This is a genomic window from Colwellia sp. BRX10-3 (genome assembly GCF_014077505.1).
Taxonomy (GTDB): domain Bacteria; phylum Pseudomonadota; class Gammaproteobacteria; order Enterobacterales; family Alteromonadaceae; genus Cognaticolwellia.
Genome location: NZ_JACGWA010000006.1, coordinates 140,998 through 153,967 on the forward strand (window position 1 = coordinate 140,998; position 12,970 = coordinate 153,967).

The following is a 12,970-nucleotide window of genomic DNA, read 5'->3' on the forward strand; positions in this document are numbered from 1 at the left end:
ACCTGACACAAGTGTCAATTTATGGTTTTGAGCTTTTTATTCATGATTAAAACGTCCAATGATTAAATAGCAGTAGCACGTATAAATGCAGAAGAAATAGCAACACTTAATAAAAGTTAATAAAAACAAACAGTAGTAAAATTAAATGCGTTTTAATCATTTTGGCTTGTGGATAATTTGGTTTGTAAATTTGGTCACACGTATTTAATGACTTGGCATACCTTAATTCATGCTTCTGTGAGGCCGCATACTAAATAGCTTTAACTTAGATGATTTGTTAGCCTTAGCAAAAATAAAATAGTTTATAAACACAATATACTCGTTGAATTGCCATCTATTTATTATAGACCTTTGCTCGGAAAAACATAAAAGACGAAGTCGATAAAAAAAATAGCCCCGTGGGCCACTAAAATTTCTGAACTCGACACTAAGCTCATGGCAATTACCAGTCGAATACTTCGCATTAGCACGCCACATGCATTTTCACCAAATCAGCTGCTCGAACAAATCTTGATCACTTCTGGCACTATACTAGCCGAATATATTTACTTGAACGGAAGAAACTTGTTATCGGCAAAACGAATAAGAGAGATAAAAGAAGTGTAACCGTGCCGTTTACACCAAAAGATTTAAGCCTTATCGAGCAAGTGATGGTTGAATATGCTCAGAGCAAAACAAAGCTGGTTTCATGTTTATCATCAGCAGAAAATTGCAGTTTGAGAGTTTATTGAAAAAATATTTAACGCAAGTGGGTTACTAATGCTAAACCGTAAAATGACAATAAACGGCTTAGCCAATTTTCTGAGTTATGAATAAAATTAAAGAAAAAAAAGCGCATATAGTGTCATTCAACAATGACGGCTATATACGCTTTAAATTTTAATTTTTTAGGTTACTACTTTTCAGGGCGAATGAACGGCATGTGTCTATTTACGTCTTTATAAAGTAAATATCTGAACGGACCTGGACCACCGGCATAACAAGACTGTGGGCAAAAAGCACGTAACCACATAAAATCACCCGCCTCTACTTCAACCCATTCACCATTTAGGTGATACACAGCTTTACCTTCTAAAACATAAAGTCCGTGCTCCATAACATGCGTTTCATCAAATGGGATAACTCCACCGGGCTGGAAAGTTACAATGTTAACGTGCATGTCATGACGCATATCTGATTGCTCAGTAAAGCGCGTAGTTTCCCATACGCCACCGGTATTTGGCATTTCTATGCCTTTAACGTCATTATCACTTGTTACAAATGCTTCAGGTGCATCGATACCATCAACATACTGATACGCTTTGCGGATCCAATGAAACTTTACATTAGCATTACTATTGTTTTTTATTGTCCATTTGCAGCCAGGTGGCAAGTAGGCATAACCACCTGTTTCCATGTGATGATTAGTCCCTTCAATATTAACGTCCATCTCACCTTCAACAACGAAAAGTACACCTTCGGCAATATCGTCAAGTTCTGGTTTATCAGAGCCACCATTGGCGCCAACTTCTACAATATATTGAGAAAAGGTTTCTGAAAAACCACTCAATGGGCGAGCGATTACCCACATACGCATTTTTTCCCAAAAGGGTAAATAACTGATGACAATATCAGTCAAAACACGTTTAGGAATAATGGCATAAGACTCGGTAAAAATAGCTCTGTCCGAAATTAGTTGTGTTTGTGGTGGTAAACCACCCTTGGGTGCATAATATGTGTGTTTATCTGACATGGTCATTATTTCCTTGATGTCTGGGCTGCAATGAATTTTTTTCTGTATTCATGAAGCAAAGGTTCGGTATACCCATTTGGTTGAGTTTTACCTTTAAATATTAAATCTAGTGCTGCTTGAAAGGATAAGCTCTTTTCAAAGTCTTTAGACATAGCTTGATAAGCTGGATCGTGGGCGTTTTACTCGTCTACCACTACAGCCATTTTTTCTAAAGCATTTCTAACTTGTGACTCAGTCAAAATAGAATGTTCAAGCCAATTACACATATGTTGACAAAAAATTCGTAAGGTCGCTCTATGATCTTCCCCCATTAAACCGATGTTATTAATATTAGGTACTTTCGATGCTCCCATACCTAATATTAATAACATCGCACCACATAACTTAAAAGGCCTTGTGCGTTATTATTTAGCGCTGTGATGCTTTATCCAATGTTCTGCTATATCTTGTCTTCTACATAGCCATACATCATTAAACTGTTCAACATAGTCGAGGAAGCGCACTAAACTTGCAAACCTTCCAGGTCGACCTATGATGCGACAATGTAGGCCTATTGACATCATTTTCGGTGCGTCGGAACCTTCAGCATATAGCGTATCAAAAGTGTCTTTTAAATAGTTAAAAAATTGGTCGCCTGCATTAAAACCTTGTGGACTGGCAAAACGCATATCGTTTACATCAAGCGTATAAGGTACGATTAAATGCGGCTTATTTATGCCGTCAATAAAATAAGGTAAATCATCAGCATAACTATCTGAATCATATAAGAATGAGCCCTCTTCCATGATCAATTGTCGAGTATTCTCACTCATTCGGCCTAAGTACCAACCTTTAGGTTTTTCACCGGTCATTTCTTGATGAATCTCAATAGCTTTTTGTAAGTGATCACGCTCTGTTTCAATGGAAACTTTTTGATAGTCAATCCAACGGTAGCCATGACTGGCAATTTCCCAGTCAGCCTCTAACATGGCTGCTACCGCTTCAGGATTTCTCTGCATCGCCATAGCGACACCAAAAACGGTAACGGGGACTTTTCGCTCGGTAAATAACCGATGTAAGCGCCAAAAGCCAGCTCGACTACCAAACTCGTAAAATGACTCCATATTCATATGGCGTTCATTTTCAAAAGGTAGCGCACCTATGATTTCAGATAAAAAGGTTTCAGATGCCTTATCGCCATGCAAGATACAATTCTCTGCACCTTCTTCGTAGTTAATAACAAATTGAACTGCTATTTTTGCCTTATTAGGCCAATTAGCATTCGGAACTTTCTGGCCGTAGCCTTTCATGTCTCTGGGATAATTATTCATATTTACTGATGTCATATCAATGTCAACTCAATAGTTTGATTTCTAATTTTCTCTGTTGTTTAGGAACAGTCCGTTGAACAACATAAATAAGGTATTTTTGGATATTAATCCAAAGTGCAACATCCATGAAAATTAAGCTTGTTGATTGTTAATCACAAAAGCTTTTAAGCTGCTCTGGCTTTAAAACGCTGTAAACTGACAAAATACTAGGTTACTGAATTATCGTTTAAGACAACTCATTCCTGATAAAACTAGTTGAGCTAAAGTGTGAGGTTATCTTAAGGTTTACAAGATTTACTATTATCTAATAAACACATCAGGGTGTTAACAAAAAATTAATATTATCGAACAATATTTTTATTTTATTTTTCGATAATAATATTTAAGTTATAAGATTAAACTTATTTTAAATTAATGACCAGGCTAGTTTGCAGTAACAAACTAGCCTTAAGCAAACTTAATCAGGTTCGATTAGATTAAGATACTACCGTAACCGTAACCGCTACCATAGCATCGACACCTATAGCTGCAACTAATGAAATTAAAATTGAAATATAAGCAAAACTCCTACCTTGTACTATCGCTTATCTTGCGCCAATGGGGCCGGCACCTATAGTTTGTAATAAATACTCCTGGCAATCACATACACGTTTAGTCGGCATATAGTTAGGTTCACCAAACTGTTCAGGTGTTCCTACAGATAAATTAGACACAATTAATCCTCATTTAGGTAGTTAGACTAAAAAGTCCAACGTGCCATGATTTGTGGAACTGATTCATTACGGCCTTTGATGCCTAAACGGTTTTTCCAGTATTGATATTCAACACCGACAGCAAAGCTTTTATTTGCATGCCATAAAACTTGAGGTTGCATAAGTAAGTTAGATTCACTACCAAAACCATCTCCCTCACCAGACGTCCAATCTAAAAAACCTTCAAATGAAAAATTTTCGTCACTTATGGTAAACGACTTATTCCAAACTAAATTAAATTGTACTGAGCTACCATCTTTTGTCGGATCATTACGGTATTGCGCATGAGTTTTAACAAATTTAAACCCTGGTACATTCCAATCTAAACTGACACCACCCATTTTAACTATTTTGGTAGTAAACTTGTTAGAGGTAAAGTCGGCTTGAACAATGCCATATACACCTTTAATTACATCATTATTGGCAGGCTTAAAAAAACGATAACGAGGACCGAATTCTAAATGCGTACCACCAGTATTATCAGAATGACTGATATTAGTAACATCAGCGAAAAAGTACGTATCACCCCAGGTAAAACCTGTTGCATTTGCAACTGTAAAAATTGTTTCGTCTTTATCTGCGCCGTTAAAACCGCGTGCATAATCTTGACCGACTAAACCTTCAACTTTAGTAGAACTCCAAACTGAGGCTTGTGCTGTTGCTGCTGCCCCTATTAAACCAACTAACAGAGCTGAGGCAGCAATAGCTGTTTTAATTTTATTCATATTATATTCTCGCTTTTGATGTGTTGTTGCGTTGTTGCGTTGTTGTGAAAATTTCTTACGTTTTTTATTGTTTTATTTTCATACTTATAGTTTTAATTATTTTACTTTCTTACTTATTACCCCCCCCCTTTACCATAGTGAAAGGGGTTAATTTATTATTGATTTTGTTGTTTGTACCATGTTGCTAGTAACGTTCGTTCTGAATCAATTTCTTGCCCTATCCTTAGTCTTTCTAACATTTGCTTTTGACTAGGAAAGATAACAAAACACACACACTCGCTGCCATGATAGTACCTAGCATAACGCCGAAGTTAATAAAAGCACCTTTACCGCTGAAAATATTAGTCAAGCTATAGGCTGTAATTGATACCAACGTAAAAATAAATCGATTTTAACTAAAGCAGATTTACATAATATATCCTAAATAATGTAACCACCTAAAATTCTGCTTATCTACACGAAAGCAGAATACATAAAAAGTACTAATATTTAGTACAGGCGATAAATCAGGAAATAAAATATGGCTTATGTAGACGGTTTCGTAATAGCAGTGCCAACGAAAAATAAAACCAGTTATCTAAAACTGGCTGAAGAGATGGCTATTATTTTTAAAGATCATGGCGCCTTAACCGTAGTTGAAAATTGGGGCGATGCTGTCCCAGATGGTGAAACCACCTCGTTTCCTTTAGCAGTTAAATGCCAAACTGATGAGACGGTAGTATTTTCTTGGATCACTTGGGTTTCCAAAGAAGCAAGAGAGTTGGGGATGAAAAAAGTGATGGCAGATACACGAATGAACTGGGAAAATATGACGATGCCTTTTGATGGCAAGCGCATGATCTTTGGCAGTTTTGAAACTATTTTAGAAAAATGATTAGCAAAATATAGCTGAGACTTATCTGATTGAATCTCTCGGATATTTCGATGTCATGACATATTTCAAACCATTTTATAAAACATGAGAAACTTGTTGGGTCTATTTTTAGTGTTACAGTTTTTAAAGACAAAAAAATAGCCCACTCAATAATGAGTGAGCTATTATTAATTTACAACATTTAAAGCTTACATTTTAACTTAAGGCTTAAAGCTTAAAGCTTAATAATAGTACCGTTCACTGGATTAACCATAAACTCAACTAGTTCAACACCACTGTCTTCAGGCGAACTATCTGAACTTGTATCAGTACTCGCATCAGCGGCATCAGTCACCATTTGGTCAAGTACAATGGTAAATTGTGTTGGGCCATTCGCATAACCTTTCACACGTAAGATGTAAGTTTCACCACCAACAACCGTGCTACCTACTTGCTCTGACGCGCCTAAATTACCAGATGTAGCTAATACATTGCCTTCGCTATCCAACATTGAGAAATCAAGGTCTGGGTAAGCACCACCTACATCAGCATCTGCACTTAAGGTTGCCACTGCACTTGTCGCACTGTTTAATGCGGTGAAGTTAACATCAACATAGTCAACGCCATCAGCAACTAATACATCAGTTGTACCAATTGCTACTAAACCTTTATGTTCAGAAATAGCATGGTAAACCACCTCGCGTTCTGCAGCTTCAGATGTATCATTTGACACTTGGCTACCATTAGCGGCACGTGATTGCCCTTCTATCTTAGCGAATACTTTCGCTTTAAAAGTAAACATTTCAGCTAAAGGATTAGCAAAGCTTAAATTACGAGCACTTGAGTCCATACCAGTTGCTAAAGCTTCATCGTAGGTGAAACGTGCTCTATCACCACGTTGACCACTGCCGGAATTATCAGCGTTGTTAACCGTAACGTTAGGACTACTAATTGACACAATATCAAAGTTGATAGGTCCAAATAGTGTCTTCGCGCCATTGTTAGTTAAGGTATTATCAAAAGCAAATTCGCTAAGCGAGAAAGTCACATTACTGATCCTTGCTTGAACATCCTTAGTCACATTCTTCGCTTTGAGTTTAGTTTTTGCCGTACCTGATAAGTCAGAAAAACCAACCTGTCCTGAAGCGTTCGTTTTAATAGCTCGAACAACATATTGGTAATCAAAAGCTTCAATACCTTGACCCGCGCCACGACCAAAGCCTTGGCCTTTATCTAAATAGCTAGGCTCTGTCACAAATTCTACATGGGTATAACCGTTTGAACTCAAATCACCATCAATATATTCACGGCCTGGAACACCGGCAAATAAACGCGCTGGGCTGCCTCCTTTACGTTTCAATACTTGATAACCAATGACATTATCAACACTATCCCACGTCACATTAATGCTGTCTTGATTCACAATATCAGCAACAATATTTTGTGGCGTTGCAGGAGCTACTTGACCGGCAGTAAAATCACTTACTGCGGTTGAAATCATTTGTACGCCGCCAAGTGGAGCTTGGGCATTTTTACCTAATTCACGAGCAGCATATACACGTTCAATTAGGGCATGGTGTCTACCAAGGGAATTCGCATCAACTGAATTTGCCGGGTATAACATAGCGTCAGCAATTAACACCGCATCACGGGCTTTAACAAATGTATCTGGAGCACTAACACCTAGTACATACATAGAGCCTAAGAAGATACGCTCCCAAGTTTCTTTACCTAAGCTAGCCGCTTGCGTTGCTTCACCAGTCACTGGATCAGGGCGCACAAAGTCGTTAGCTGGATACATCTCTACCATCAATTCACGTAAATCCCACATTGCGCCGGCATAAATTTCACCGTCTCTGTGTACTTCAAAAGTGTTACCGCGAGTACCTAATTGAGAATAACGCAATTGACTTTGGCCACTGCGAATATACTCAAAAGAGTCTGGGTCAACATTGCCTTCACGTAATACATCTCTTAATTTACAAGCATTAACCGGATAAGTACCTAAATCAGGAGTTTCACCGATAGTATAAGCCCATAAATCCGCTTGACCTTCGTTTAACGCGCCGCCTTCTGGACTACCTTCAAAACCTGCAATTGGCGTAATAGTCGCATGTGTACCTTCATGAATTGGAACACTAAAATCTATCGCTAGGTTATTAAAAAGATTACCGTGACCATAAAACGTTGGGTTAACCACAACTTCTTGACCATTAACGTCTTGTGAAAGTGGAATAGCAAAGGCATTATCTAAATTTAACAAGTCGTTTAGGAACTCAGGGTCACTAGGGTCTTGTGGCGCATCTAAAACATTAGGAATATGCACAACGCCCACTAATGGAGTTGACTCATTTGGGTATTGATCCGGAAAACTACCACTACCAAAACCGCGCGCATGAACCGCATCACCATCTTTGTGTAAGTAATCCAAATATTCCAATAAGTTAGTAATATAAATAAACTGGCTGATACCATCAAAATGTACTTTTGAGCCTGTGGTATGATCTTTTTCATCGACACGGCCATATACTGACGCTTCATCACGATCAAAATAATAAGTGCCTAGCGCGGCTTGAGCAAACGGTGAGCTCGTTGGTAAGGCGCTGCCGATAAGAGCATGTTTACCTGTCAACACACCTTCAACACCAGTTACGCGGTTGGTATCATCAAATTTTCTTAATTTAATGCGCAATAAGTCTTGTGGTCGACCGGTTAATCCGCCGTCTTCATCTATGATTTCACAATTGTCTTGTAATTCAGTAGTGATCGGTGGAAAGGTTGGGAAATAATCGGCATATTGATCTGTAGGTTCATCACCTTCTGCGGTACGTACTTGATCTTCACGATAAAGTACGTCGCCAGATTGCGCATCAACCATATATTTAAAAACACCAAATGGGTTAGTTGAATAGTAATAGAACTGCCAAACTAAACTATGTCCTTCACCCGTTTGTACAAAACGTAACTCAGGCATAGGTGTTTTAAATACGCCTAATTTAGTGGCAATAGTTTCAAATGCTGGTGTTAACACATCCAACGCCGCAGCAGGAATGTCTTTTTGAAATTGTAATAAATTTTGGCTTGCCGCTAATACCGCAGCTTCTGCAGAAAGTTCAGGTCGGCTAGCAAGATTAGAGGCTTTTTGATATGGGCCCATAACACCACGAACATTATTGTCTGCATCGATAACAACACCAACACCATTACCTTCAACTTTAATGCCATTAACCATTTGGTCGAAACGAACAACTTGGCCACCTAAAGCGGGTTTTGAACGGTTAGCATTAAATTGTAATTGGTCATTGCTCAAACCTTCAAAAATATCTTGATGGTCGGCAATAAAATTGCGCGCCATATTTTCAACTGAGTTACCCGAAGTTTTAATAGCCATACCCGTCATAGCATCGATTGTTCCAGTCATATCGTTCACTGAAACCTGTGCATTGGGGTTTGACGCTTTAAACTGGTTAATGGCTTGAGCTTGTGTTGTGCTCAATGCCATTAAATTGGTAAACGCTGTATCTTGCAGTTGATTAAGGGTTGGCACGCCAACAACATCAAAATTTAAGATTTGATTCGCTTTAGCGCTGTCTGTAATTGCAGCAGCATAAGCGTCGGTGGGTAAAACGGTGAAAGGTGTTGCAAGTGCAAACGCAATAGCGCTAGAGAGTAGTGTAGTTTTCATCTTAATAACCTTTATATTTTTTGCAGCTATAAACGTGAAAATATTCAAACGTTCATGGCCACTTTATGGGTAAGAAAGTAATTCACCTCTCCACAGTGCCCACTTTTTCAACAAAGGTTAATCGGGTGTTCCCCCCACTCAAGTTAGGTAAAAACCCCTAGTGCTATTTATTCAAATTTTCAACATACTTGTATCTTACCATTAACATCTTAATGGCAAACTTTAGGAGGCATAAAAGGAGCTAAAGATAATGACCCTAGGTCACTGTAACCTAAGTAATTATTGGTAACTTGACCAAATATTATGGTTATAGTGACCAAATAAGTTTTCATTACCTGTAATGATAAATAATAAAAATGGCGCAAATAACGCCGATAAAATTGCTATCGCGCTCATCAATCGACATAAACGATATGTTGCTTTCATTTTTAAATCCTTCAATAGTTATTATGGGTTAAACAATCCGTTAGATATCTACGTACTTTAACGGCAAAATAGCCATAAATAATGCGGTAGTAACAAAACTTAATAACTGATTAATGTCGATAACAGCACGGAGTTAATTGCCGCCTGAATATTGGCACAGTTAGATAAGATAAGCGCTCGACTGTTGTTATAAAGTTCAACAGCCGAGCAAATTAGCAGGTAAAATACCGTTATTTCAATAGAAAAATTAGTCTCGATGTTATTTATTTAAGTGCTGTGCATGGAAGCGCAAATGTTCTTCAATAAATGATGAAATAAAATAGTAACTGTGATCATAACCTTCGTGAATAGCCAATGCTAACGGGTAACCATTAACTTTTGCTGCAGCTTCTAAAGCTTCAGGCTTTAACTGCTCGCTAAGAAAATCATCCGCGCCACCTTGGTCAACCTTAGTAGGAATAAACTGTTTCGCTTTGCGCATCAATTCACTGGCATCATGGTTGTGCCAAGTGGCTTTGTCTTTGCCTAAATAAGCGGTAAAAGCTTTTTTGCCCCATGGCGCGTTAACTGGATTACAAATCGGGCTAAATGCCGACATTGAGCTATAACGTTCAGGGTTTAGCAAGCCAATGGTTAATGCACCATGTCCACCCATTGAATGTCCACTAATGGCACGTTTATTTGATACCGGAAATGCGGCTTCAATGATGGCGGGTAACTCATTCACCACGTAGTCGTACATCTGGTAATGACGATTCCAAGGCGCTTGGGTCGCATTAACATAAAACCCTGCGCCCATACCTAAATCATAACCTTCATCATTGGCAACACCTTCACCACGCGGGCTAGTATCTGGCGCCACAATCGCGATACCTAATTCTGCAGCCATGCGCTGTGCACCGGCTTTTTGCATAAAGTTTTCATCGGTACACGTTAAGCCAGAAAGCCAGTACAACACAGGTACTTTTTCGCCATTGGAAACTTGCGGTGGCAAGTAAATAGCAAAGCGCATTGCACAATTTAATGTTTTCGATTGATGACTATATTGCTTCTGCCAGCCACCAAAACTTTTGTTTACACTGATATTTTCGATTGTCATGGTAAAACCTCAAAACGCGTAATTACAAGCTCTCTTAATAGAGCTTGTAATTACTTAGCTTAACTACTCTTACTTATCAAAATGACGCTTATTTGTCGAAATGAATAACAGTGCGGATACTTTCGCCTCTGTGCATCAAATCAAACGCTTCATTAATATCTTCAAGCGCCATGGTATGGGTAATAAAGTCACTTAATTTAAATTCACCAGCTAAATAACGCTCTACGTAATCAGGTAATTCAGTACGACCTTTAACACCGCCAAATGCTGAACCTCTCCATACACGCCCTGTCACAAGTTGGAACGGACGGGTGGAAATTTCTTGACCTGCACCAGCAACACCAATCACTACTGATTCGCCCCAACCTTTATGACAACACTCTAACGCAGAGCGCATCAGGTTCACGTTACCGACACATTCAAACGAGTAATCAACACCGCCATCTGTTAATTCAACAATCACGTCTTGAATAGGCTTGTCATAATCTTTCGGATTAATACAATCCGTAGCGCCTAACTTTCTCGCTAACTCAAATTTACTTTCGTTAATATCAATGGCAATGATACGACCTGCTTTTGCCATCGTTGCGCCAATCACTGCTGATAAACCAATACCACCAAGACCAAAAATGGCAACGGTTGCGCCCTCTTCAACTTTCGCTGTATTCATTACAGCGCCCATGCCGGTAGTAACACCACAGCCGAGTAAACAAACTTCTTCAAGTGGCGCGTCTTTATTCACTTTCGCTAATGAAATCTCAGGTAATACAGTGTATTCAGAAAACGTAGAACAGCCCATATAATGGAAAATTGGCTGGCCGTCTTTATAAAAGCGTGTGGTGCCATCAGGCATTAAACCTTTACCTTGAGTTTCACGAATTTTTTGACACAGGTTAGTTTTACCCGATAAACAGAATTTACATTCGCCACACTCTGGTGTGTATAAAGGAATAACATGGTCGCCGACTTGAACACTAGTAACACCTTCACCAATTTGCTCAACAATACCACCGCCTTCGTGGCCTAAAATTACCGGAAAAATCCCTTCTGGGTCATCACCTGATAACGTAAAAGCATCGGTATGACATACGCCCGAGGCGATCACTTTAACTAACACTTCGCCTTTGCGCGGTAACATTACATCGACTTCTTCGATAGATAAGGGTTGCTTAGGACCCCAAGCAATAGCGGCTTTAGATTTAATAAATTTATCTGACATATTTATTCTCACTTTTAAATTGATTGATATTTTAATGGTTTCGCACAAAGACAAATTTCCAATATAGGGCTAGTCTACTCCCTTTACTTAATGATGATAATGCACCTAAAATGTAATTCACTTTTACTGTTTAGTAATAATAACAACAGAGTTTATGTTTTAACTGGGCTTATTATATTTATTTCCTAGGGGATGATAATATGCTAATTTGTAAAATAACTTGTACATATAGGTAACAATCATGCAATGGGAAGGTATTAGCGAATTTGTTTATGTCGCAGAGAATGAAAGTTTTACATTGGCTTCAAAAAAAATGGAGATATCAACCGCGCAGGTTAGCCGTCAAATAAGTGCTTTAGAAAAACGCCTTAATATAAAATTATTTTACCGTACTACACGCAAAGTCTCTTTAACGGAAGAAGGACGAGTTTTTTATCAACACTGTCGCAGTGTGCTCGATGGCCTAGATGCAGCAGAACGAGCAATAACCAACTTACAGTCAAAACCTCAAGGTAAAATTAAATTAACGGCACCGGTAACCTATGGTGAAAAACAAATATTGCCGTTGGTAAATGATTTTGTAAAGCAACATAGTGATGTTGAAGTGTCAGCTTATTTAAGTAACCGACAAATCGACTTATCAGAAGACGGTTATGATTTAGCTATCCGCCTTGGCAAGTTAAGTGACTCGTCAATGATGGCAAAAAAATTAGGTACACGCAGCAACTTTGTTTGCGCTTCTCCTCGTTATCTCGACACTCATGGCATACCCCATTCTATATCAGAGCTGAGTAAACACAGCTGTTTATTAGGCACTCCTGATTATTGGCATTTTAGTGAATTAGGTAAAGAAAAAAGTATCCGGGTAAAAGGTCGGCTGCGTTATAACAATGGTCATTGCTTAACCGATGCAGCCTTGAAGGGCCTAGGTATAGTACAATTACCTGATTATTATGTTCAGGAGCATCTACAAAGTGGCAAGCTAATCTCTCTATTAGACAATTACCGTGCCCCCGATGAAGGTATATGGGCGATCTATCCACAAAATCGTCATTTATCACCGAGAATAAGATTGCTGGTGGACTACTTGGCTGAGCAGTTGCTTTGATGTTATTTATTTTCGTGTCAGCACAACTAACTTAGTAAGTCAGTTTCAAGGCAAAGCATCA

Annotated in this window: 12 protein-coding genes; 2 read left to right on the forward strand and 10 right to left on the reverse strand. The window is 38.6% G+C overall.

The window, feature by feature from the left end; all coding sequences use genetic code 11:
* Positions 1–895 precede the first annotated feature (895 nt).
* The 6 genes from H4J38_RS11015 to H4J38_RS17460 form a co-directional block, all read right to left on the reverse strand.
* Positions 896–1,732, reverse strand: a complete 837-nt coding sequence (locus H4J38_RS11015) for a bifunctional allantoicase/(S)-ureidoglycine aminohydrolase (protein ID WP_182131828.1) — start codon at positions 1,730–1,732, stop codon at positions 896–898.
* A 179-nt stretch (positions 1,733–1,911) separates the two neighbouring features.
* Entirely contained in the window at positions 1,912–2,085 is a 174-nt protein-coding gene (locus H4J38_RS17240; RefSeq protein ID WP_259365491.1) for a hypothetical protein, read from the reverse strand.
* A 51-nt stretch (positions 2,086–2,136) separates the two neighbouring features.
* Complete coding sequence (puuE, locus tag H4J38_RS11025; protein ID WP_259365492.1) at positions 2,137–3,057, reverse strand: allantoinase PuuE; 921 nt, start codon at positions 3,055–3,057, stop codon at positions 2,137–2,139.
* A gap of 569 nt (positions 3,058–3,626) precedes the next feature.
* On the reverse strand, positions 3,627–3,755 hold the full coding sequence (locus H4J38_RS17245; protein ID WP_259365493.1) for a hypothetical protein: 129 nt from the start codon (positions 3,753–3,755) through the stop codon (positions 3,627–3,629).
* Positions 3,756–3,781: 26 nt separating this feature from the next.
* Complete coding sequence (locus tag H4J38_RS11030; protein WP_182131829.1) at positions 3,782–4,519, reverse strand: outer membrane protein OmpK; 738 nt, start codon at positions 4,517–4,519, stop codon at positions 3,782–3,784.
* 232 nt (positions 4,520–4,751) lie between these two features.
* Positions 4,752–4,892, reverse strand: coding sequence for a urate hydroxylase PuuD (locus H4J38_RS17460; RefSeq protein ID WP_404842610.1), 141 nt, complete (start codon positions 4,890–4,892; stop codon positions 4,752–4,754).
* 147 nt (positions 4,893–5,039) lie between these two features.
* Here H4J38_RS17460 and H4J38_RS11040 point away from each other — a divergent pair, with 147 nt between their 5' ends.
* Positions 5,040–5,393 carry a DUF1428 domain-containing protein gene (locus H4J38_RS11040; protein WP_182131831.1) on the forward strand — a complete coding sequence of 118 codons (354 nt, stop codon included), beginning with the start codon at positions 5,040–5,042 and terminating at the stop codon, positions 5,391–5,393.
* A gap of 214 nt (positions 5,394–5,607) precedes the next feature.
* Here H4J38_RS11040 and H4J38_RS11045 read toward each other — a convergent pair whose 3' ends face one another.
* The 4 genes from H4J38_RS11045 to H4J38_RS11060 all read right to left on the reverse strand — a co-directional run bounded on the left by H4J38_RS11045 (position 5,608) and on the right by H4J38_RS11060 (position 11,801).
* On the reverse strand, positions 5,608–9,057 hold the full coding sequence (locus H4J38_RS11045) for a M36 family metallopeptidase (RefSeq protein WP_182131832.1): 3,450 nt from the start codon (positions 9,055–9,057) through the stop codon (positions 5,608–5,610).
* Between the two features lie 279 nt (positions 9,058–9,336).
* Positions 9,337–9,483, reverse strand: a complete 147-nt coding sequence (locus H4J38_RS11050) for a hypothetical protein (RefSeq protein WP_182131833.1) — start codon at positions 9,481–9,483, stop codon at positions 9,337–9,339.
* 259 nt (positions 9,484–9,742) lie between these two features.
* Positions 9,743–10,582 (reverse strand): S-formylglutathione hydrolase, encoded by an 840-nt coding sequence (fghA, locus tag H4J38_RS11055; protein ID WP_182131834.1) that lies wholly within the window; start codon positions 10,580–10,582, stop codon positions 9,743–9,745.
* Positions 10,583–10,670: 88 nt separating this feature from the next.
* Positions 10,671–11,801 (reverse strand): S-(hydroxymethyl)glutathione dehydrogenase/class III alcohol dehydrogenase, encoded by a 1,131-nt coding sequence (locus H4J38_RS11060; protein WP_220465513.1) that lies wholly within the window; start codon positions 11,799–11,801, stop codon positions 10,671–10,673.
* Positions 11,802–12,042: 241 nt separating this feature from the next.
* Between H4J38_RS11060 and H4J38_RS11065 the strand changes: the two genes are divergently transcribed.
* On the forward strand, positions 12,043–12,909 hold the full coding sequence (locus H4J38_RS11065) for a LysR substrate-binding domain-containing protein (protein WP_182131835.1): 867 nt from the start codon (positions 12,043–12,045) through the stop codon (positions 12,907–12,909).
* Positions 12,910–12,970: the final 61 nt, after the last annotated feature.